We start from the raw sequence: 20,109 nt of genomic DNA on the forward strand, positions 1-20,109 counted from the left end.
TTTCTTTCTTGGGAGGGACTGATGGCAGGCATTATCCGGCGGCAACCCGCGCCGTGGCATTTGTGGCTTATCGGTATTTTGGCCCTGTTATGGAACGGCTATGGCGCGTTCGATTTTTCCATGACCCTGACACGCGGTGCCGACTATTTGCGCGATGCAAACATGAGCGAGGCCATGGTCCAGTATTTTCATGCCTTGCCCGGCTGGCTTTACGCGCCGTGGGGGTTGGGCGTCTGGGGGGCGTGCTCGGTGCGATCTGTCTGTTGTTACGAGAGCGCTGGGCTGTCTGGGCCTTTGCCCTGTCACTGGCGGGGGCTGTGGGCAGTAATATTGTCTCGACCTTGGTTTATCCGCCACCGGCGGTGGCAGCACCGCAAGGGGCTATGGCTATCTTGCCCTATGCGATCATAGCGATTGCCGCAGGCCTGTGGGTCTATGCGTGGCGCATGGCCCGCAAGTCGGTACTGGTCTGACCCGCCTTGGGCTATGCGGCCCGATTGTGGCGCATAGCGAATGGCTTTAACGGTAGAGCCTGAACGTCGGGAGACAAGATAATGTACGCGCAGATGAAAACGCCTTGGCACCTGTGGGCTGTGGGTTTGATCACTTTGATCTGGAACGGCTATGGGGCGTCCCAGTGGTATTTGCAGGTGACCAAGAACCTGTCCTACTGGGGCAAACTGACGCTGGAACAGGCGCAGTATCTGCAAGCCCAGCCGGTATGGACCGAGGTGGCTTTCGGCGTCGGTGTCTGGACGGGTGTGCTGGGCGCTCTGATGCTGCTGATGCGCCGCAAACTGGCTTTTAATGCCTTTTTGGCCAGCCTGACCGCCATTGTCGTGAACACCATCTATGTGCAGTTCATGACCAATGGCCGCGAGATTATGGGCATGGGCACGCTCTATGCGGCCATCACCATCATCGTTGTGGCCGCTGCCTCGGCTGCCTATGCGCGTTTTGCGCGTCAACGCGGCATTCTCCGTTAAGGCAATCGACCGGACGAGGAGGCTGGGCTAAGAGCGCGCCATGACCAAGCGCCAGCCCCTCGATCTTACGCCCGAAGAAGTCGCCTATATGCGTTCGCTCGTCCTGTTTCAGGACTCGCACGTGATGGTGGTGAACAAGCCTTCGGGCCTGTCCAGTCAGGGGGGGCGTATTCAGGCCCATACGCTGGATGACCTGCTGTGGGCGTTCAAGCGTTCGAACGGCAAGCGTCCGGAACTGGTGCACCGTCTGGATCGCGACACTTCGGGCGTCATCCTGATTGCCAAGACCAAGCCCGCGGCAAGCTTCCTCGGCAAGGCCATGCAGGATCGCAAATTCCAGAAAACCTATCGCGCCATCATCTCCTCGGCTCCCGAGCCCAAGCAGGGCATGATCGATGCCGCCCTGCGCCGCGAGGAAATCGGTCGCGAGGCCTATATGCGTGTGGTGCCAGCCGATGCCGAGGGCGCACAGGCTTCCCAGAGCCGTTATCGCACGCTGGCCGCCAATGAAGAGGGCGCGGTGGTCGAACTGGAGCCGCTGACCGGACGCATGCACCAGCTTCGTGTGCACATGGCCCATATCGGACGGCCTCTGGTTGGCGATGTACGTTATGGCGGGGCACTGACATTTGCCGGACGCGGCGCACCGCGCTTGATGCTGCATGCGGCCAAGCTGACCTTCCCGCATCCCGAGGGCGAGCGAATGACGGTGGAAGCGCCCGAACCGAAAGACTTTGCCGATCTGCGGGCGGTCGCCGGGCTTTAAGTCTCTTCAGCTTCGGTTCAGACTTGTGGCGGAACAATGTCTGGCGGTTATTCGCTAGATATTCAGAGCCAATGGAGATGCTGCCATGACCATTCTGTCCCGCAAGAAGGTTTTTACCGTCACGGTGTTGGCGGCCTCCGCGCTGGCGCTGACAGCCTGTGCCAGTCTGGCCCCCTATGGGCCTCAGACGGGACCACGCGGGCAGGGCTATGCCGAACAGCAGATCGAGAACAATCGTTTTCGTGTCACCTATAATGGTGTCGGGGCCGCCGGTCCCGTGGCGGATCGCGCGCTGTTCCGTGCCGCGCAACTGACGACCGATCGCGGATATGACTGGTTTGAAATCACCCAGCGCTGGATCGATGGTCGCCCTGACAGTGCCGGTGGCGTACGTCCCTCCGTATCCATCGGGGCAAGCAGTGGCCGTTATGGGGGCTATTCGACCTCAGGTGTTGGTGTCGGGCTCGGGGTGAATTTGAGTGGACCGCAACCCACCTCGACCACGCTGGAGATCGTGATGGGACGCGGCGCTACGCCTGACCGTCCCGGTGTGTATCAGGCCCGCAGTGTGATGGAATCGGTCGGACCTCGTCTCTGAGCGGTCACAAAGGCCAGCGAGCCATGCCTGCAGCCATTATCATTATCGCGCCGACCAGAACCATTTCGATCACGACAATCCCGTGTGCGCGTCGGATATCTGTACCGCGCGGCTGCCATACAGGGTCGTGGGCCAACTGCTTGCGCCAGCCCAGATAGCTGACGGTCGGGACGATAGACAGCATGGCAATCAGGCCGAAAGCAGCCATCTTGCCCCAGAAGAAGGGATTGGACTGATAATAGGCCCAACCCTTTTCGGCGTGCAGAATGCGGGCCAGACCGACGATCAGGATCAGTCCGGCGGTCAGACCATAGCCTTGGTCCAGCTTGGCCAGACGGACAACCGGCACAGGCTTGACCCTTAACAGGGCCAGTTGCGTCGCCATCATAACGATCAGGCCTAAAAAAAGCACATGATGCACAGATGCCAGGATCAGAACCGGAATAGAGCCAGCCACAGACGCTCCCTTCGCAATGTTCGCAGAACAGTTTATGGCACAGCATGAACCATTTTCTGCTGGTGGCAACAGGTGGGGCCTTGGGGGCGCTGGCGCGATATGGTGCTGGCATAGCGGCTTTTCGTCTTGTGGGGGCAGGGCAATGGCCTTGGGGCACTTTTGCCGTGAACCTGACGGGTGGGCTGTTGATCGGACTGATTACAGGCTGGCTGGCCTTTAAAGGCAGTGCGAATGGCGAGAATATTCGCCTTTTTGCTGTTGTCGGCGTATTGGGCGGGTTCACGACCTTTTCGGCCTTCTCGCTGGAAGTGGTCGCAATGCTTGAGCGCCGCGAGATGGCCACAGCCGCCCTCTATGCGCTCGCCTCTGTTATTTTGTCGGTGGTGGCCGTTTTCGTCGGTCTGACCATCATGCGTAAGGTTTTCGGATGAGCCGCGAAGTTCAAACCCTTTATGTAGCGGAAGCTGAGGACGGCATCCGTCTGGACCGGTGGTTCAAGCGTCGCTGGCCCCACCTGTCGCATATTCAGGTTCAGAAGATGTGCCGCGCGGGCAATATCCGTGTGGATGGTAGCCGTATCAAACCCGAAGAGCGCCTGACCGCCGGGGCCGCCGTGCGGGTGCCGCCGATCCCCGAGGCTGTCGAGCGCGTGCCGGGTGAAAAGCCGAAAATCAGTGAGCGAGACGTGGCCTATGCCAAGTCGCTGGTTCTGTATGAAGACGACATGGTGATCGCTATCAACAAGCCGGCGGGTCTGGCGGTTCAGGGTGGCACCAAGACGACCAAACATGTGGACCGTCTGTTGTCGGCATGGGGTGAAGGCATGGAGCGTCCGCGTCTGGTCCACCGTCTTGACCGAGACACTTCGGGTGTATTGCTGCTGGGCAAGGGTCCCGAAGCGGCCAAACGTCTGGCAGGAGCCTTTGCGCGTCGTCACGCCAAAAAGACCTATTGGGCCATTGTCATTGGCAACCCGAAACCGGCCTCGGGCCAGATCGACATGGCGCTGAAAAAAACCGGCATTAATGATTTCGAGATCATGCGTCCCGCCGACCCCAAGGAACATGGCGCGGAAACAGCTGAAACCGCCTATGTGACCGTCAGTCGTGCCGCGCACCGTGCTGCCTTTATGGCCTTGCGTCCGTTTACAGGCCGCACGCACCAGCTTCGCGCCCACATGGCCGGCATAGGCCATCCGATCCTTGGTGATCCGAAATACGGCAACGAGAAATCAAACGAGTTGTCCGGCAGTTTGAAGCTACAGCTTCATGCCCGCCGTATCGAGCTGGACCATCCGGGCGGTGGCAAGCTGATCGTCGAGGCTCCGCTTTCGCCGGAAATGAAGGCGGGCTTTGCCCATTTCGGCTTCTCCGAGGACGAAGCCGACGAGGATATCTTCCATAATGTGAAGCGTATCCGCTAGGCTGGGTCGGGCGCTAAACGGTCTGGGGGGATCGGATGACGGGGATGTCGCTTCAACAACGCGGCCAACAGGCTCAAGCCCTTGCTGGGGTGGGGCAGTTGGAGGAGGCGCTGAGGCTGGTCGAAGCGGCACCGGCATCCGAGCGCGAGGCCTTAATGACCTTGCGGATATCTATCCTCAAGGCTCTGCAACGGCCTGAAGAGGTGGTGCCTCTGCGTCGTGCACAGGTCAAAGCGGCCCCGTCCAGCATGGTTGCCCATCATAATCTGGCCTCGGCGCTGGGCGATGCGGGGGCTGCTGCCGAGGCGGAGGCGGAGGCTCGCAAGGCGCTGTCTTTGGGCGGCAAGGCACCGGAGACATGGCTAGTTCTGGCCCGCGCCCTTCAGGCCCAGCACAAGCTTACAGAGGCCATAGCCGCCTATGGCGAGGTTCTGGCCCGCCGTAGTGACTATTTGGAAGCCATTAACGAGCAGGCGCAACTCTTGTGGATGTCCGGCGCGGATGTCGGGACGGCGCGTGAACCCTACAAACAAGCCTTGGCGCGGCATCCGGCCCTTGCCCAAATCCATCGGGCCTTGGCCGTGTTCAATGCCTATGTGGGGCAGCCTGAACGCGAGGTTTGGCAGGAACTGACGCAAGGTGCCGCGCAGGCCGGTTTGAAGGATGCGGGCATCGAGGCGGATGCCGCCCATCTGGCACTGGCATTTGATCCGGCACAGGCTGTGGCGCACGCCCGAAAGGCTGTGGCCCTGCCGCCCAATGATGTTGCGTCATGGACGACCCTGGCCAAGGCCTTGCTGGTGACGGGCGAGGTGGACGAGGCGCGTGAAATCCTGTCACAGCTTTTGCCGACGGCAGGACAACAACAGATCGTACTGGCCCTGCATGCCACGGCCCTGCGGATGGCAGGCGAGAAAGACCCGCTGGGGCTGGATGATGGCGATGGTCTGATACGCGCCACGCAGATTGATACGCCGGACGGTTGGGGCTTGCTGTCGGCCTATCTGGCCGATCTTAAAGTGGCTCTGGAGGCCCAGCACGCGTTCAACCGCCACCCGATAGGGCAGAGCCTGCGTCACGGATCGCAGACGCCGGTGGATTTGCGCCGTGTGGATGATCCGGCCATCAAGGCCTTCTTTAGCGCCATTGACGGGCCGATCCGGCGTTATATGGCCGCACTGGGGACAGGCAGCGATCCGGTCCGCAGCCGCAATACGGGCGAATACCGCTTCGCCGGATGCTGGTCGATCCGCCTGCGGTCGGGCGGCTTCCACGAGGCCCATATCCATTCCAAGGGCTGGCTGTCCTCGGCCTGTTATATCGACCTGCCGCCTGCGGTAGACAGGGGCGGGCAGGAAGGCTGGATCGGGTTCGGCGTACCGCCCTTTAACTTGAAACAGCCGCTGGCTCCGCTGAAAGTCGAAAAGCCGGAACCGGGCAAGCTGGTATTGTTCCCGTCCTGTATGTGGCATGGAACCCTGCCGTTTGAAGACGATCATCAGCGGCTGACCATCGCGTTTGATCTGGTTCCGGCCTGAGTTTTACGACCGAGTATTTATGACTGCTTTTGATGCGCCTTTGGCGGTGTTTGATGTGGATGGCACGCTGGTAGACAGCCGCGCCTCTATCCATCTGGCGGCGTGTGAAGCGGCAAAGGTGCTTGGCCTGCCGGAGCCCAGCTATGACCGAGTACGTCAGATTGTCGGACTGACACTGGACAGGGCGTTGCATGTGCTGGAGCCGCAATTGACCATGGGCGAGCTGGCCGAGTTCGTCGCTGCCTTCCAGAGCAGTTTTCGCACCCGTTACGAGGCCGGTCACGAAGAGCCGCTTTATGACGGGGTGATGGATACGCTGCGCCTGTTGAAAAAGGACGGCTGGAAGTTGTCGATTGCCACGGGCCAGAACAGTCGCGGCGTGGCGCGTAATCTGGCGCGGCCCGAATGGAGCGATCTTTTCCTGTCGGCCCACTGTGCCTCGGACGGGCCTGGCAAGCCCGATCCGTCGATGCTTTTGGCGGCTGTGCACAGAAATGGCGCTAGTTTGCAGCGCACGGTGATGATTGGTGACACCAGTCACGATATGCTGATGGCGGCCAATGCCAAGGTGGCCGGACAGGGCGTGGGCTGGGGATTCCATACGGTGGAAGAACAGCTTGCAGCCGGTGCGGCCCATGTGGCCAAGGATTTTCCTGATCTGGAAGCGGCGCTGGTGCGTTTTGCGGCCAAGATTTGAGACTAGAGTTTAGAATATGAGCCACATTCCCCCGCTGGACCCGAACGTCGCTGCCCGTAAGGGTTTCAAGGAATCCGAAGAGCGTATCAAACGCTTCTGGAAGGAAGCGGGCGTGGCCCATACCGAAGACGGCTGGGCCGTTCAACTGGATGGCCGCACACCCAAGACGCCCGCGCACCGCAAGCTGGTTCTGCCGACCGAGGCAGCGGCAAGGCTGGTGGCGGACGAATGGGCGGCGCAGGGCGAGTTTCTGGATGCGGGCACCATGCCTGCAACCCGTCTGGCCTCGACGGCTATCGACCGCGTGGTCGAGGTGATGGAGGCGGTGGCCGATGAAATCACGGCCTATGCCGGAAACGATCTGACCTGTTATCTGGCCGAAGCGCCCCGATCCCTGATCGAGCGTCAGGAACGCGAATGGGGCCAGTGGCGCAACTGGGCCGAAGAAACCCACGGCATCCGTCTGGTGCCGGTGCAGGGCATTATCCACCAGACGCAGGATCAGGCTTCGCTGGCCAAGGTCAAGGCACTGGCTCTGTCGCTGGATCACTTCCAGCTATCGGGTCTGGCTATGGCTGTGCCGCTGCTGGGCTCGGCCATTCTGGGGCTGGCCCTGCAACAGGGTGAGTTGTCGGGCGAGGCGGCCTATGACCTGTCGCGTCTGGACGAAGCCTTTACCGAAGAGCGTTGGGGCGTGGACGAGGAAGCCACCCTTCGTGCGGCTGCCCAGCGCGCCGAGACGGTGATGCTGGAACAGTGGTTCAAGGCGCTGCGCTAGGGCGACAGAGCACAATGTTCGGATAGGCTGGCCGAAACAGGGGAGGCTTAAGCGCATGGACGATAGGGCGAGCCGGTTGCTACGCAAGCGTCTGTATCTGGGCCTGGGCCTGTCGCTGGCCTATGCGGCAGTGCTCTATCTGCTGATCTGGCAGGGCAGCGGAGGCATGCTGTTCATCAGCGGGCTGATCTTCATGCCCATGGCCATTGCCAGCGTGTTTTCGGCGGTGGCTGATCCTTTGGGGCGCGCCTCAGTCGGCACCCATTTGAAATGGGCCCTGATCGGCATCGCGGTGCTGCTGGTTTTAAGCATCATTGTGTTCCGCGAAGGCGGAATCTGTGTGGCGATGGCCGCACCCTTCTTCTTTGCAGGCGCAGCACTCGGGTCGAGCCTGACGGTCGCGCTTTTGCGAAAACGCGCCTTGCGTCACACGCCACCCCTGATGATCCTTGCACCCTTGCTGCTGGCACCATTTGAGCCGCATCTGGATTACCGGATGGTGGACGAACAGGTGGTTTCGATCATCGAGATCGACGCGCCGCGCGCAGATGTCTGGGCGCAGACGGTTGAAATCCGCGATATCCGCAAGCCCGAGCTAAAACCGACCTTCAGCCACAATGTGGTGGGTGTGCCCACGCCGGTAAATGCACGGATGGAAGGGCAGGGCGTTGGTGCTGTGCGACAGCTAAGCTGGACCAAGGGTGTCCGGTTCGAGGAAGTAGTGACGGCTTGGGATCAGGATCGCCGTCTGGCATGGGATTTCCGCTTCGGACCAGATTCCATTCCCGATGCCGTAGAGGCCCATATCGATGTGGACAGCAGCTATCTGAAGCTGGCGCGTGGTGACTATGTGTTGGAAGACCTGCCGAACAACCGCACCCGTCTGACTCTGACGACGCGCTATCGCATGGCCACGCCGATCAATGCCTATTGCGCGCTGTGGGGGAAGATTTTCCTCAACGATTTCCACAGCACGGTCCTGAAAGTCATCAAGGATCGCAGCGAGGCGCAGGCCTAGGGTTTGATAAACTTTCCAATCTGGAAAGTTATCACTTGACGATGTGGAAAGTCTCGAACATTTTCCGTTGTGGAAAGTGAGGGACGAGCCATGACCGAAGACCAAACCCCGCAAGAGGCGCTGGACCTGATCCGCAACACGCGCGAGCAGACCCTGGCCAAGATGGACCACTGGCCGTGGTGGTATGATGGTGGCTATGCGCTGGCCTGTGGCCTGCTTGTGGCCGGTCAGGGTTTCCCGACGGCCTTCAGCCTGCCCAGCGTGGCCATCGCTCTGGCGATACTGGTCGTCATCATGCGTAAATGGCAGGCCGAGAAAGGCGTCTGGGTTAATGGCTACAGCCCCAAACGGGCGAGATGGGCGGCCTTTGCTCTGGCGACTGTTCTGATCGGACTGATGGGGCTGAGCATCTGGTTCGGCAAGGTTCAGGAGATTTACTGGGTGCCGGTGGTCAATGGTCTGGCTGGTGCGCTGTTGGGCTATATCGGCAGTCGCGTGTGGATGCGGCTTTACCGCCAAGATGTGAGGGACGTGTAATGGCGGTGCCGGTTTTCGATGCCCTGATCCATGCCCCCGGACGCTTGCAAATCTGCGCTATCCTGTCGGCAGCCGAAGCCGAGTTTGCTGTCGTCCGTGACAGTATAAAAGTGTCGGACTCGGTCCTGTCCAAACACGTCAAGGCGCTGGAAGAGGTCGGCTATGTTGCGGTTCGCAAGGCAGCACTGGGCGGGCGACAGCGGACATGGCTGTCGCTGACACCCGCAGGCAAAAAAGCCTTCGTTGCCCATGTCGCAGAGTTGGAGCGACTGGTGAAAGTCGCCTCCAGCCTGTCGGTCTAGCCGACGCTGCCCCTGATAAGGGCTTCACGTTCCGCTGGCGTGATATGACGCCAGCGGCCTTCGGGCAGGGAACCCAGAGACAGCGGGCCGACACGGATGCGGAACAGGTCGATAACGTCCAGATCGACCATTTCGCACATCCGGCGGATCTGGCGCTTGCGGCCTTCCTTCAGGATGAAGCGCAGGTCCTGACCACGGATCAGATCGACCTTGGCCGGTTTCAGCTTGCGGCCGTCCAGTTCCAGACCATGACGCAGCAGGTTGAGCTTGGTCTGGGTGATCGTGCCGTCAACGCGGACCAGATATTCCTTGTCCAGTTCCGATTCAGGGCCGATCACCGCCTTGGCGACCACGCCGTCCGATGACAGCAGGAGCAAACCGCGTGAATCTTCGTCGAGGCGTCCGATCGGGGGCAGGCTCTCGTCGCGGCGCGGAATATAGCCGTCATCGTCGCGGTTCTTGAACGACAGCAGACGCACGGCGGGAATCTTGCCCGGTTCCGGCTGGCCCGAAACATAGCCGACGGGCTTATGCAGAATGATGGTGACGCCGGATTGAAGCGCTTCTTCGGCATCATTATCGAGCGTCAGGGTCTGGCCCTTTTCGATCTTGCGACCGGCATCGCGCACAATCTCGCCGTCAATGGTGACAAAGCCTTCGGCAATCAGGGCTTCGGCCTCGCGGCGCGAGCAGACGCCCGACTGGCCCAGCCATTTGTTGATGCGAACGGGTTCGTCGCCGTCATAGGTGCGGATAAAGGCCATGGGGGAGTCTCCGGTCAGGGCGGGTGTTTACGCTCTGGCGACGGTTTTAGAAAGGATCAGAAGCGGCGGTACATCAGGCTGATATTATTGGCCTGCATCTCGACGCGGCGGGTAAAGCGCAGTCCGTGCTTTTTGGCCTCTAGCGAGACATCGCGACTGTCGCGCAGGCCCCATGCATGGTTGCGGTTTTTCAGGCTCTGGTCAAAGGCGGCATTGGACGGGGCCAGCGGCACATCTTTTTCCAGATACGGCCCGTAAAGATAGAGCAGGCCCCCCACCGGCAGCACCTTGCCTGCCAGCGCCATCAGGCCCTCGGTCGCTTGCCAAGGGCTGATATGGATCATGTTGATGCAGACGATGGCATCAAAGGTCTGGTCCGGCCATGTTTCGGGGGCTGTCATGTCCACACGCAGCGGGGCGCACAGCTTGGGCAGGGGATCGGCTGTACGCCATGCCTCAATGCTTTGCAGCGCCTCGGCAGAGGGGTCGGACGGCTGCCAGACAATATCGGGTAGGGTGCGTGCAGCAGCCATCGCGTGCTGGCCGGAACCGGATGCAATTTCAAGAACATGGCCGCGCGCAGGAAGATGTGCCGACAGCAAACCCAGAATCGCGTCGCTATTGCGCGCGGCGGCGGGTGAAAAAAGACCGCCCGTGGGCGCAGTCTGCTGTGTGTCCATTGTCTGCATACCGAAGGCTTAGCGCGTGGAGGCTGCACACGCCCATAAGAATTAAGCAGAATCTGGAATAATCCAAATTATTGCATCGCAACATACGTTTGCAGAGTCTTGACCTAACGGACGCTGCAGTCCATTGGCCGCTGAAACCTGTTGTGATCGTGTTGTTCTTTCGCGTCACAACTGTCCCAGTAAGTGGACACTAAGGAGCGTGACGTGAGCCAATCCATCCCCGGCCTTCTTCCGGCCCCGACGCAACATGAAGTCCTTGTCGCCTGGGTGTCGCAGATCGCAGCTTTGACCAAGCCGGACCGTGTGCATTGGTGTGACGGCTCTGAAGCCGAGAAATCGGCCATCATTGCTGACCTGATCGGCAAGGGCACGCTGAAGGCACTGGATCAGTCCAAGCGTCCGGGTTGCTATTATGCCGCCTCCGACCCCAAGGACGTGGCTCGCGTCGAAAGCCGTACCTTCATCTGCTCGCAAGATCAGGCCGATGCCGGCCCGACCAATAACTGGGCCGATCCGGTTGAAATGCGTTCACGCATGGACGGCCTGTTCGATGGCTGCATGAAGGGCCGCACCATGTATGTGGTGCCGTTTTGCATGGGCCCGCTGGGTTCGCACATCTCGGCTCTGGGCGTTGAGATCACCGACAGCGGCTATGTGGCTGTGTCGATGGGCATCATGACCCGTATGGGCAAGGGCGCTCTGGAACAACTGGGCACCGATGGCGTGTTCGTTCCGGCTGTCCACACGCTGGGCGCACCGCTGGCCGAAGGTCAGGCTGATGTCGCGTGGCCGTGCAATGACGACAAGTGGATCGTCCACTATCCGGAAACGCGCGAAATCTGGTCTTATGGCTCGGGCTATGGCGGCAACGCCCTGTTGGGCAAGAAATGCTACGCGCTGCGTATCGCCTCGGTCATGGCCCGCGACGAGGGATGGCTGGCCGAGCACATGCTCATCCTCAAGCTGACCAGCCCTGAAGGCGTTGTGAAATACGTCGCTGCGGCCTTCCCGTCGGCCTGTGGCAAGACCAACCTCGCCATGCTGCAACCGATGCTGGACGGCTGGAAGGCTGAGACGGTCGGCGACGATATCGCATGGATGCGTTATGGCACCGATGGTCGCCTGTATGCTGTGAACCCTGAGGCGGGCTTCTTCGGCGTGGCCCCGGGCACCAGCCGCAACACCAACAAGAACGCTCTGGAATCTCTGGTGAAAGACACGGTCTTCACCAATGTCGCCCTGACCGCCGACAACGATGTCTGGTGGGAAGGTCTGACCAAGGAAGCGCCAGAAGGCCTGACCAACTGGAAGGGCCAGCCGCACGATCCGTCGTCGGGCGAGCCTGCGGCCCACCCGAATGCGCGTTTCGCCGTCTGGGCCGGTCAATGCCCGTCGATCGCACCGGAGTGGGAAGATCCGGCCGGTGTGCCGATCGACGCCATCCTGTTCGGTGGTCGTCGCGCTTCGGCTGTGCCGCTGGTGACCGAAGCCTTTGACTGGGAACACGGTGTGTTCCTCGGCTCGACCGTTGCCTCCGAAGGCACGGCTGCGGCTGAAAACAAGGTCGGTGAACTGCGCCGTGACCCGTTCGCCATGTTGCCGTTCTGCGGTTACAATATGGGCGACTACTTCGCGCACTGGCTGAAGGTCGGCGCTGCTGCGCCTGACGCTGCCAAGCTGCCGCGTTTCTTCTTCGTCAACTGGTTCCGCAAGGATCAGGACGGCAAGTTCGTGTGGCCGGGCTTTGGCGACAATATCCGCGTGCTGAAGTGGATCGTCGAGCGTCTGGAAGGCAAGGGTGAAGCCGTTGATACGCCGGTGGGTCGTGTGCCTTCGCGTGACGCTCTGGATTTGTCGGGTGTGGAGCTGACCGACGCCCAGTTGTCGACCCTGCTGGATGTTGATGCCGATGTCTGGACCGAGGAAGCCAGCCTGATCCCGGCCTTCTACGAGAAGTTCGGCGATCGTCTGCCCAAAGCCCTGTGGGACCAGCATGCAGCCCTGACCAAGCGTCTGGAAGATGCGCGTGCGGCCCGCCTCGCAGCGGAATAATCGCATAGCGACTTGAAATCGGGGCGCGGGAGGTCGAAGGACTTCCCGTGCCCCTTTTCAATTCTGCCCCGTTATTTTTGCTATGACTTCACCCGATATCGTCATCATTGGTGCAGGGGCTTTTGGCCTCGCAACCGCCGCCGAGCTTAGACTGGCGGGGCATAGTGTGACGGTGGTCGCGCCCGATGCGCCTTCGGCCTCGGCTGTGGCAGCGGGGATGATCGCGCCGGCCATGGAGGCGGCGATTGACGGCCTGCCGGTTCATGTCGGTGATATGCTGAAGATGAGCCGGATGCTGTGGGATGTGTTTGCGACGCGCACCGGCATTGATCTTCAGGAGATGCCTGCCGAGTGGCGCGGCGAGGAAGCCGAGCGCCTGATGCTGCAGATGCAGCGCCACGACTTCGCCCATAGCTATGACGCCGTCAGCCAGACCCTGCTGACGCACGAGGATGCCAAGCTGGACCCTGTTGCGGCGCTGGACGTGATGGGCGAGGGGATCACCCGCATCAACGCCACCGCCGAGGCCATCTTCCGCGAGGGGGAGCATTGGCTGGTGGTGACATCCGAAGGTGTGGTCAGTGCGCCCAAACTGGTGCTGGCCACGGGGGCGGCGGCGGCCATTGTGGGCCTGCCGGATGCGGTGACGCGCATCATCGACAGCATCGTGCCGATCCGTGGTCTGATTGGCATTACCCATGAGCGATTGAGCGACCATGTGCTGCGTGGCGAGGGGGCCTATGTCGCCCCTGTAAATGCAGGCCCGTTTGCGGGTGGCAGTGTGATCGGTGCCAGCATGGAGGCCGGTGTGCGCGATCTGGAACCGGATATGGAATGCTGTGAGGCCATGCTGGCGGCGGCATGGACGCTTTTGGGTGAAGAACCGCGCCCGATCGAGATCGAATGGCGGGCCGGTGTGCGGGGCGCATCGCCCGATGGTCTGCCGCTGGTGGGGGAAGTCGGCAACGGGCTTTATGTGGCGCTGGCACCGCGCCGCAATGGCTGGTTGTTGGCCCCGTTGGTCGCCAATCAGCTACGCGCCGAGATCGAGGGCCAGTCCGTGACCGAACGGACCCTCGATCCCCATCGTGTGCTTAATCCGTCAGATCGAAGCGGATTCCGACCGTAACACGCGCACCGTCAACGGCTTGGCCGTCCACGGTTTGCGGGCTCATGCGGAAATAGCGCGACAGGTTGGTGGCGGCGCGGCCAAAGCCGTTACGCGCAGGCGTTTCCGACGTGACCTGACAGTCCGTTAGTGTGCCATTGACCCGTACCGCACAGTTTAAGACCGCATTGCCTGAAATCCCTCGCTCGATGGCGGCATCGGGATAGGCCCGCATCAACTGGTCCGCTGTCGGTTGCTGGATCCAGTTGGGGCGGGTGATTACCGCAGGTGCCTTTGGCGCGGGTGTGGCTGCGGGGGCCGTGCCGTTGGCATCTGGTGCAACCGGTGTGGACAGGGTGATCGCCGGTCCCGTGGCCGTTGCAGGGGCATCATTGACCGGTGACACCAGTGGCGGCACGGGGCTTTCGATGACCTGTTCTGGCCTGTTCAGCTTGGGCGCAGGCGCAGGGACCGCCTTGACGACCTGTGGCTCCAGCGGCTTGGGCGGTGGGTCCAGATAGATGATGGTTCTGGGAACTTCCGGTGCCGTTTGTGGCGCAAGGGTGATTTCGAACTTCTGGTGATAGAGGAACAGACCGACACCCACATGGGCAGCCAGCGCGGTCCCCAACAAGGCAATCCACATACGTCGCGACGAAGGGGCCGCGGTACGGTGGTCAAGAATGGCGGATAGATTCGCTCCGCCAGCGGCACGTGTCATCATCATCATGATCTGCGCCTCCAATCGCAGGCCTCCCCAGACCCGTATGCGTATTGCAGCGCTTGGATTACGGCGTTTTGTGGACAAGTGCCGTTTCGACCATTTTCAAATACCGATTCGTTAACGGCAGCGGTTCCGTGTTAAGGTGTCGTTAACCTTGGTTAGCGACCGTTAGCATATGAGCGTTGGAGCGATTCCTTCTTCAAGAGGCGTAGAGGCCGCCATCCGGCGTGCCTCTTCGACGACGGGTGTCGATTTCGATTTCCTGATGAAGACGGCGCGTCGCGAAAGTGGTTTTAATCCCGATGCCAAGGCGCGGACCTCTTCAGCATCCGGTCTGTTCCAGTTCATCGAGCAAACCTGGCTGTCCACCGTCAAACAGCATGGCCATAAGCATGGCTATGGTCAGTATGCCGACCTGATCTATCAGGGCGGCGACGGGCGCTGGCAGGTGCGCGGATCGGCCCGCAATGTGGTGCTGGACCTGCGCTTTGATCCGCAGGCGGCCTCGACCATGGCCGGAGAGCTGACGGCTTCCAATGCTTCATACTTGCGGGGGCGCACGGGCCGCGAGCCGAATGGCGGCGATCTGTATGCCGCGCACTTTTTGGGACCGGCAGGCGCGGCCCGTCTGATCGAGGCCATGCATGCGCGCCCCAATAGCAGCGCGGCGTCTCTGTTCCCCGATGCGGCATCGGCCAACCGCTCGATCTTCTACAAACAGGGTCGTGCCGCCACGGTGGCCGAGGTCTATGCCAACCTGCAAAGCACTGCAGGGGGCGCAACGCCGATTCTGGGCGGGGCGGACAAACCGACCATGCCGTCTCTCAGTGACAAGGATCTGGCTCTGGCCGCACGTCTGGATCGTTTGAAGCAGGATCAGAGCTTGCTTGCCCTCTTGCTCAATCAGGGCGAAAGCAGTCACTTCAAGGGTGCCTTTAGCGACCCTGTTTAACCCGGATGATTTTTGTGTGAAAATGACACATCATATTCATTGATGCTCTTGTATCAAATCGTAACGCACGATTAACGTGCTGGTGACTAAGCTTTGGCTTAATTCCTGAAATTCGATTTGAGAGCGGTATCATGGCGAGTGGTTCCCTCCGTGTGAACGAGACTGATCTGAAACTTCTGATTCGTTCAGAGGTCGAAGAGGAACGTGCCACAGTGACACATAAACTGTGTCGCAGCATGGATCGCATGGTTTTGGGTGATGAAGAACGTCTCGCCGCACAGAAGATGATCGCCTATCTATCTCGCGACACAGCCGAACTGGTCCGCAGAGCACTGGCGGTGACATTGCGGGCCTCGAACTTGATGCCGAACGAGGTGGCACTGAGGCTGGCGGCCGATGCCGACACGGTTGCCATTCCTATGATCAGTCAGTCCCCGGTTTTTTGCGATGATGATCTGATTGCGATTGTGCGTGCTGGACGGATCTTTGCCCAAATCGCTGTTGCTTCACGTCAGGGGCTGAGCCGTGATGTGGCTGAGGTGGTGGCCAGTGACGCCGCGGTTGAGGCTGTGCGTCGGCTAGCGGCCAATGACAATGCCGATTTTTCCGAACGGGCTATGGCCATAGCTGTTGACCGGTTTGGTCATGACGAGGAAACGGTCACGACATTGGCCAATCGTCATATTTTGCCGCCCTCTATTGTTGACCGTCTCGTGCTGGTTGCAACGGAACAGGTAAAACAGCACCTGATTAGCCGTCATAAGGTGTCAGTGGATGCCGCCGTACGCTTGTCGGACTTTGCACGCGAACGGGCGACGCTGGACTTGCTGGATGAATCTATCCGCAGCCAGAATTTACCGGAATTTGTTAAAACCCTGAATGCACGCAGGGCTTTAAACGCTTCTCTATTGCTGCGGGCTGTGGCGCGAGGTCAGATGACCTTTTTCGAGCATGGCTTGTCCATGCTGGCGCAGGTACCGCATCATCGTGCATGGCTGATGATCCATGATGCAGGACCGCTGGGTTTTCGGGCGATCTATGACCGAGCGGGTATGCCGCCGCGTCTGTTCTCGGCTTTCCGTGCGGGCGTGGACACATGGCGTTCCATGCAGGCCGAGGGTGCGGAACTGGATGCCGAAGCTTTCAGGTTGCGTATGCTGGAACGGTTCATGACCCAGATGCACACTCTGGGACGTGATGATTTGGACTATCTGATGGAGCGTCTGGACATGGTGCCCACGCGCGATCACGCCTATGCAGCCCGCCCGCGTATTGCGGTGGCTTAAAGTGCTATCTAGCCTTGGAAAGCTGTGACCTTGGCTTCCAGAGCCTTGGCCAGTTCACAACCGACCGGGTGGTCTTCAGCCTGAATCTTGTCGCGGACAATGGCGCGGATGGCCGAAATATGAGCCTCGACGAGAGACAAGGGGGCTGTCAGGCGATGTTCGGGGCTGTCCAACAGACGGCACAGGCTTCCGGCAACGCGAGTGACCAGCGGATACTCATAGGTCGTACCAAGCCCCTTGAGGTCATGAGCGCGCATATAGAGGTTTTCGGCGGTCTGGGCATTATAGCCGTGGTCGTGGATTGCGGCCTCGGCCGCTTCCAGTTTGACCATTTCGTCCTGTAACCATTGTTCGAACTGTGACGACAAAGCTTTGAGGGCTTCTTCGGCGCGGGCGACAGCGGCGGCATCGATTCCGCCAAAGCTGCTACCGACCTTGGCGCGGAGGGAATTGGGACGGCGGATCAATTCGGGCCGTTGGGTCACAATACTGTCCTCACATAAGCTGACGTTCCATTATGACGTCACAGGCTTAAGAATTTCTGTAGCCTAGCTAGCGAATTGTTCGGCCAGTACACGTTCTTCATAGGGGCGGCCTGCATCGAACATCATGGTCAGGCTGATATCGCGGCGCTCGCGCACCTCCACACTATGGACGCGGCGGACCTCGAAATTGTCGGCGGTGGCCGAGACGGGTCGCTTGTCGGCTTCCAGAACATCAAAGCGAACCTTGGCCGTATGCGACAGCAAGGCACCGCGCCAACGACGCGGACGGAAAGCGCTGATCGGCGTCAGGGCAAGACTGGGCGCATCCAGAGGTATAATCGGGCCGTGAGCTGACAGGTTATACGCGGTCGATCCGGCAGGGGTGGCCACCAGACATCCGTCGCAGGTCAGTTCTTCGAGGCGTACCTTGTCATTGATGCTGACGCGCAGCTTGGCTGTCTGGCGGGTTTGGCGCAGCAGCGAAACCTCGTTGATGGCCAGTCCGCTATGCACCTGTCCGCTTTCCACCCACGCATCCATTTGCAGCGGGTGGATGATTGTCCGGTCGGCCTCGGCCAGCCGTTCGGGCAGGTTGTCCTCGCAATAATCGTTCATCAGAAACCCGACCGAACCCCAGTTCATGCCAAAGACGGGCTTTTGCATTTTCAGGTTGGTATGCAGGGTTTCCAGCATGAAACCGTCGCCGCCCAGTGCCACAATGATGTCGGCATCCTTGAGCGGCACAATACCATAGCGGTCTTGCAGGCGCTGGCAGGCCTCGCGCGCCTCGGGGCGGTCGCTGGCGACAAAATGCAGGGTCGGGAGAGGCGCTGTCTGGGTCACGACGTCAGGCAAGCCGAGCTTGGCGTTCAAGTCAAATGCTGAGTGACAATTAATCGAATGGTATCAGTGCATAGAAGGGCTGTTACCCAGGCAATCGACAATAGCCCGAAGCTCCAGCTTGGCCTGATAGCGGTCACGTTCGCCTAGCCGTAGCTCGCTATCCAGAAGAGGCGGTGGCAGGCTCATGCCCTGACGGCGCAACCCTTCCAGCACATCGGGGAAGGCGGCACGGTCGATACCGGCGGCCAGACAGGCCAGATAGAAATGGCGTGCACTGGGGCGACGGATCAGGAAATCCAGTTCGTCAGTGCGGATTTCGGCCAGAAGACACAGAGATTGCAGGAACAGGGTGTGGCGGTTCTCGCGTACAAACCGCATGAGGCTGGCCGGAGTCAGGCGACCGCTATCGTGCATTTGCATGGCGATACGGGCATCTTGCAATTGCTGGACAGTATCGCTCATGGCCAGTTTCAGCTTGTCGGCATGATGCGGGAAGCGTTCGCATAGGGCGTCTTGAAGGGTGCTGGCCACCCAGCGATACAGCCGCTCGGCCAAGGCCTCGTCTAGACCCGGATGGAGGGTCAGGGGCTGGCGGATACCGATAATATCTTGCGAGGCATCGACCAGACGTTCCAGGCCATCCTCGGGCAACTGGGCGTAGATGTTTGACGCCAGCGCGGTCAGCAGCAGAGGCTCGTCGCTGTCCAGAATGGCTTGCGAAACCTTGGCGGCAAGACCCGGACGCAGTGCAACCTGTAGGCGGTGTTCAGTGGTGGCCGTAGCCAGCAGCTGCAAAAGGTCGTTTTCGTTGAGCAGGGGGCTGGCGGAAATCACCGGCGTTGCAATCTCGATCTCGTCGCGGGCCAAAGCGCGGGCCAGTTCGACCGGCAACCAGTCGGCAGAGCCGAGGCGACGTGAAAGGCCGCGACGCACATCGTGCTCGACCACGCGCACCAGTTCGACAAACACAGCGCCCAGCTTGTCGTGAATGGTCTGTGGTCCCTGAAAACGGGCATAGGCATCGGCCAGCGTCATCACGAGACGAGTCTGGTCTGTCACCGGTCGCGACTGCACCTTTCTGGTGAGTTCGCGAAGGTTATCTAGGTTGATCGATTCTGATCTTGGCATGTCCGAGGACGGCAACGCGGAAAACTCCGATAGCAGGCGGCTATTTCTACGCTGACGCTATGAAAACAGGGTTAACCGTGCAGCTTGACGACACGTCGCTCAGATAACAGTGTTGGAAAGAGACGGGGCTTATGAGGGGAAAGAATTTCGATGTCTGAAAATCGCTATTCAAACGTGCGAAACAGCGTATCCGAAGCGGAATGGAAGACACGGGTCGAGCTGGCCGCCCTTTACCGTCTCGTGGCCCTGCACGGCTGGGATGATATGATTTTTACGCATATTTCCGCCCGCGTACCTGGACCGCAGACGCATTTCCTTATCAATCCCTATGGCTATTATTTTGAGGAAATCACCGCCTCTTCGCTGGTGAAGGTCGATCTGGACGGCAATGTCGTTCAGGAAACCGACAGCTTTATCAATCCGGCGGGGTTCACCATCCATTCGGCGGTGCATGGAGCTCGCGAGGATGCCCATTTTGTTATACACCTGCATACGGTAGCCGGTGTCGGGGTGGCGGCCCAGAAGCATGGCCTTTTGCCGCTGAGCCAGAATGCCTGTCTGTTGCAGAACGATGTGGCCTATCACGGCTATGAGGGGCTGGCGCTGAACCATGATGAGCGCGAGCGTCTGGTGGCCGATATGGGCGCTAAGAATATGATGCTGTTGCGTAATCACGGCACCCTGACCGTCGGAGAAACGGCAGCGGCGGCATGGGTGCGGATGTTCTTTCTGGAACGGGCTTGCGCGCAGCAGGTGGCCGCCTTGTCTGCAGGTGTCGAGAATGTACTTCATGCGCCCGATGCGGCTCAGGAAGAGACAAAATATCAGGGGCAGGGCGTCGGCATGATTTCGGCTCTGGCATGGGCCGGGGCGCTGCGCCAACTGGACCGGCGATCACCCGGCTATGATGCCTGATGAAGCGCTCGGGGGGGATGCTTCATCACTGGACGGCTCTGGTATCCGTTGCAGGCATGACAC

24 protein-coding genes are annotated in these 20,109 nt (G+C 60.2%); 17 read left to right on the top strand and 7 right to left on the bottom strand.

Features of this window, described 5'->3' with window-relative positions:
• The first annotated feature begins 218 nt into the window (after positions 1-218).
• From WEU32_RS05240 to WEU32_RS05255, 4 genes are all read left to right on the top strand, one after another.
• Entirely contained in the window at positions 219-473 is a 255-nt protein-coding gene (locus WEU32_RS05240) for a hypothetical protein (protein ID WP_406853111.1), read from the top strand.
• Positions 474-554: 81 nt separating this feature from the next.
• Positions 555-986: a hypothetical protein gene (locus WEU32_RS05245; RefSeq protein WP_406853112.1), complete on the top strand. Its 432-nt coding sequence runs from the start codon at positions 555-557 to the stop codon at positions 984-986.
• A gap of 40 nt (positions 987-1,026) precedes the next feature.
• On the top strand, positions 1,027-1,752 hold the full coding sequence (locus WEU32_RS05250; protein WP_406853113.1) for an RluA family pseudouridine synthase: 726 nt from the start codon (positions 1,027-1,029) through the stop codon (positions 1,750-1,752).
• Between the two features lie 85 nt (positions 1,753-1,837).
• A complete protein-coding gene (locus tag WEU32_RS05255) occupies positions 1,838-2,350 on the top strand; it encodes a CC0125/CC1285 family lipoprotein (protein WP_406853114.1) in 513 nt (170 codons plus the stop codon).
• A gap of 4 nt (positions 2,351-2,354) precedes the next feature.
• On the opposite strand, the gene WEU32_RS05260 is transcribed toward WEU32_RS05255, so the two are convergent.
• Positions 2,355-2,807, bottom strand: coding sequence for a DUF2214 family protein (locus WEU32_RS05260; RefSeq protein ID WP_406853115.1), 453 nt, complete (start codon positions 2,805-2,807; stop codon positions 2,355-2,357).
• Between the two features lie 44 nt (positions 2,808-2,851).
• Between WEU32_RS05260 and crcB the strand changes: the two genes are divergently transcribed.
• From crcB to WEU32_RS05300, 8 genes are all read left to right on the top strand, one after another.
• Positions 2,852-3,238 (top strand): fluoride efflux transporter CrcB, encoded by a 387-nt coding sequence (crcB, locus tag WEU32_RS05265; RefSeq protein WP_312137796.1) that lies wholly within the window; start codon positions 2,852-2,854, stop codon positions 3,236-3,238.
• Positions 3,235-4,230 (top strand): RluA family pseudouridine synthase, encoded by a 996-nt coding sequence (locus WEU32_RS05270; protein WP_312137798.1) that lies wholly within the window; start codon positions 3,235-3,237, stop codon positions 4,228-4,230. The genes crcB and WEU32_RS05270 overlap by 4 nt, the downstream gene beginning before the upstream one ends.
• 35 nt (positions 4,231-4,265) lie before the next feature.
• On the top strand, positions 4,266-5,768 hold the full coding sequence (locus tag WEU32_RS05275; protein ID WP_406853116.1) for a putative 2OG-Fe(II) oxygenase: 1,503 nt from the start codon (positions 4,266-4,268) through the stop codon (positions 5,766-5,768).
• Between the two features lie 19 nt (positions 5,769-5,787).
• Positions 5,788-6,465, top strand: coding sequence for an HAD-IA family hydrolase (locus WEU32_RS05280; protein ID WP_406853117.1), 678 nt, complete (start codon positions 5,788-5,790; stop codon positions 6,463-6,465).
• Positions 6,466-6,481: 16 nt separating this feature from the next.
• Positions 6,482-7,243 carry an ATP12 family chaperone protein gene (locus WEU32_RS05285; protein ID WP_406853118.1) on the top strand — a complete coding sequence of 254 codons (762 nt, stop codon included), beginning with the start codon at positions 6,482-6,484 and terminating at the stop codon, positions 7,241-7,243.
• Positions 7,244-7,298: 55 nt separating this feature from the next.
• Positions 7,299-8,261, top strand: coding sequence for a hypothetical protein (locus WEU32_RS05290; protein ID WP_406853119.1), 963 nt, complete (start codon positions 7,299-7,301; stop codon positions 8,259-8,261).
• Positions 8,262-8,351: 90 nt separating this feature from the next.
• Positions 8,352-8,798: a hypothetical protein gene (locus tag WEU32_RS05295; protein ID WP_406853120.1), complete on the top strand. Its 447-nt coding sequence runs from the start codon at positions 8,352-8,354 to the stop codon at positions 8,796-8,798.
• Positions 8,798-9,100: a transcriptional regulator gene (locus WEU32_RS05300; protein WP_406853121.1), complete on the top strand. Its 303-nt coding sequence runs from the start codon at positions 8,798-8,800 to the stop codon at positions 9,098-9,100. Before WEU32_RS05295 ends, WEU32_RS05300 begins: the two co-directional genes overlap by 1 nt.
• Here the strand turns inward: WEU32_RS05300 and WEU32_RS05305 are convergent.
• Together WEU32_RS05305 and WEU32_RS05310 are read right to left on the bottom strand one after the other, a co-directional pair.
• Entirely contained in the window at positions 9,097-9,864 is a 768-nt protein-coding gene (locus WEU32_RS05305) for a pseudouridine synthase (protein WP_406853122.1), read from the bottom strand. The two genes, WEU32_RS05300 and WEU32_RS05305, sit on opposite strands and share 4 nt — an antisense overlap.
• A 56-nt stretch (positions 9,865-9,920) precedes the next feature.
• The gene (locus WEU32_RS05310) at positions 9,921-10,553 is read right to left on the bottom strand and encodes a DUF938 domain-containing protein (RefSeq protein ID WP_406853123.1); all 633 of its coding nucleotides are present in this window, start codon (positions 10,551-10,553) and stop codon (positions 9,921-9,923) included.
• A gap of 204 nt (positions 10,554-10,757) precedes the next feature.
• On the opposite strand from WEU32_RS05310, the gene WEU32_RS05315 reads away from it, so the two are divergent.
• On the top strand, positions 10,758-12,605 hold the full coding sequence (locus tag WEU32_RS05315; protein ID WP_406853125.1) for a phosphoenolpyruvate carboxykinase (GTP): 1,848 nt from the start codon (positions 10,758-10,760) through the stop codon (positions 12,603-12,605).
• A gap of 82 nt (positions 12,606-12,687) precedes the next feature.
• Entirely contained in the window at positions 12,688-13,734 is a 1,047-nt protein-coding gene (locus WEU32_RS05320; RefSeq protein WP_406853126.1) for an NAD(P)/FAD-dependent oxidoreductase, read from the top strand.
• On the opposite strand, the gene WEU32_RS05325 is transcribed toward WEU32_RS05320, so the two are convergent.
• Positions 13,700-14,443 carry a TonB family protein gene (locus WEU32_RS05325; RefSeq protein WP_406853127.1) on the bottom strand — a complete coding sequence of 248 codons (744 nt, stop codon included), beginning with the start codon at positions 14,441-14,443 and terminating at the stop codon, positions 13,700-13,702. The genes WEU32_RS05320 and WEU32_RS05325 overlap by 35 nt on opposite strands.
• Positions 14,444-14,612: 169 nt before the next feature.
• On the opposite strand from WEU32_RS05325, the gene WEU32_RS05330 reads away from it, so the two are divergent.
• Both WEU32_RS05330 and WEU32_RS05335 read left to right on the top strand, forming a co-directional pair.
• Entirely contained in the window at positions 14,613-15,389 is a 777-nt protein-coding gene (locus WEU32_RS05330) for a transglycosylase SLT domain-containing protein (protein ID WP_406853128.1), read from the top strand.
• Positions 15,390-15,520: 131 nt separating this feature from the next.
• Positions 15,521-16,675, top strand: a complete 1,155-nt coding sequence (locus WEU32_RS05335; RefSeq protein ID WP_406853129.1) for a DUF2336 domain-containing protein — start codon at positions 15,521-15,523, stop codon at positions 16,673-16,675.
• A gap of 8 nt (positions 16,676-16,683) precedes the next feature.
• On the opposite strand, the gene WEU32_RS05340 is transcribed toward WEU32_RS05335, so the two are convergent.
• The 3 genes from WEU32_RS05340 to WEU32_RS05350 all read right to left on the bottom strand — a co-directional run bounded on the left by WEU32_RS05340 (position 16,684) and on the right by WEU32_RS05350 (position 19,062).
• Positions 16,684-17,160, bottom strand: coding sequence for an Hpt domain-containing protein (locus WEU32_RS05340; protein WP_312813811.1), 477 nt, complete (start codon positions 17,158-17,160; stop codon positions 16,684-16,686).
• Positions 17,161-17,223: 63 nt separating this feature from the next.
• Positions 17,224-18,003: an NAD kinase gene (locus WEU32_RS05345; RefSeq protein WP_312138203.1), complete on the bottom strand. Its 780-nt coding sequence runs from the start codon at positions 18,001-18,003 to the stop codon at positions 17,224-17,226.
• Positions 18,004-18,066: 63 nt separating this feature from the next.
• Positions 18,067-19,062, bottom strand: a complete 996-nt coding sequence (locus WEU32_RS05350) for a DUF2336 domain-containing protein (RefSeq protein WP_406853130.1) — start codon at positions 19,060-19,062, stop codon at positions 18,067-18,069.
• A gap of 219 nt (positions 19,063-19,281) precedes the next feature.
• Between WEU32_RS05350 and WEU32_RS05355 the strand changes: the two genes are divergently transcribed.
• A complete protein-coding gene (locus tag WEU32_RS05355) occupies positions 19,282-20,046 on the top strand; it encodes a class II aldolase/adducin family protein (RefSeq protein WP_312813807.1) in 765 nt (254 codons plus the stop codon).
• Positions 20,047-20,109: the final 63 nt, after the last annotated feature.

The sequence above is a fragment of the Brevundimonas sp. BH3 genome (assembly GCF_045345115.1).
Lineage (GTDB): Bacteria > Pseudomonadota > Alphaproteobacteria > Caulobacterales > Caulobacteraceae > Brevundimonas.

What these genes read in the sequence shown, in the direction of transcription:
- WEU32_RS05290 (WP_406853119.1), top strand. Translation starts at nt 7,299, where the DNA reads ATGGACGATAGGGCGAGCCGGTTGCTACGCAAGCGTCTGTATCTGGGC.
- WEU32_RS05255 (WP_406853114.1), top strand. Translation starts at nt 1,838, where the DNA reads ATGACCATTCTGTCCCGCAAGAAGGTTTTTACCGTCACGGTGTTGGCG.
- WEU32_RS05280 (WP_406853117.1), top strand. Translation starts at nt 5,788, where the DNA reads ATGACTGCTTTTGATGCGCCTTTGGCGGTGTTTGATGTGGATGGCACG.
- WEU32_RS05330 (WP_406853128.1), top strand. Translation starts at nt 14,613, where the DNA reads ATGAGCGTTGGAGCGATTCCTTCTTCAAGAGGCGTAGAGGCCGCCATC.
- WEU32_RS05310 (WP_406853123.1), bottom strand. Translation starts at nt 10,553, where the DNA reads ATGCAGACAATGGACACACAGCAGACTGCGCCCACGGGCGGTCTTTTT.
- WEU32_RS05355 (WP_312813807.1), top strand. Translation starts at nt 19,282, where the DNA reads ATGTCTGAAAATCGCTATTCAAACGTGCGAAACAGCGTATCCGAAGCG.
- WEU32_RS05325 (WP_406853127.1), bottom strand. Translation starts at nt 14,443, where the DNA reads ATGATGATGATGACACGTGCCGCTGGCGGAGCGAATCTATCCGCCATT.
- WEU32_RS05285 (WP_406853118.1), top strand. Translation starts at nt 6,482, where the DNA reads ATGAGCCACATTCCCCCGCTGGACCCGAACGTCGCTGCCCGTAAGGGT.
- crcB (WP_312137796.1), top strand. Translation starts at nt 2,852, where the DNA reads ATGAACCATTTTCTGCTGGTGGCAACAGGTGGGGCCTTGGGGGCGCTG.
- WEU32_RS05270 (WP_312137798.1), top strand. Translation starts at nt 3,235, where the DNA reads ATGAGCCGCGAAGTTCAAACCCTTTATGTAGCGGAAGCTGAGGACGGC.
- WEU32_RS05245 (WP_406853112.1), top strand. Translation starts at nt 555, where the DNA reads ATGTACGCGCAGATGAAAACGCCTTGGCACCTGTGGGCTGTGGGTTTG.
- WEU32_RS05275 (WP_406853116.1), top strand. Translation starts at nt 4,266, where the DNA reads ATGACGGGGATGTCGCTTCAACAACGCGGCCAACAGGCTCAAGCCCTT.
- WEU32_RS05300 (WP_406853121.1), top strand. Translation starts at nt 8,798, where the DNA reads ATGGCGGTGCCGGTTTTCGATGCCCTGATCCATGCCCCCGGACGCTTG.
- WEU32_RS05320 (WP_406853126.1), top strand. Translation starts at nt 12,688, where the DNA reads ATGACTTCACCCGATATCGTCATCATTGGTGCAGGGGCTTTTGGCCTC.
- WEU32_RS05305 (WP_406853122.1), bottom strand. Translation starts at nt 9,864, where the DNA reads ATGGCCTTTATCCGCACCTATGACGGCGACGAACCCGTTCGCATCAAC.
- WEU32_RS05335 (WP_406853129.1), top strand. Translation starts at nt 15,521, where the DNA reads ATGGCGAGTGGTTCCCTCCGTGTGAACGAGACTGATCTGAAACTTCTG.
- WEU32_RS05295 (WP_406853120.1), top strand. Translation starts at nt 8,352, where the DNA reads ATGACCGAAGACCAAACCCCGCAAGAGGCGCTGGACCTGATCCGCAAC.
- WEU32_RS05250 (WP_406853113.1), top strand. Translation starts at nt 1,027, where the DNA reads ATGACCAAGCGCCAGCCCCTCGATCTTACGCCCGAAGAAGTCGCCTAT.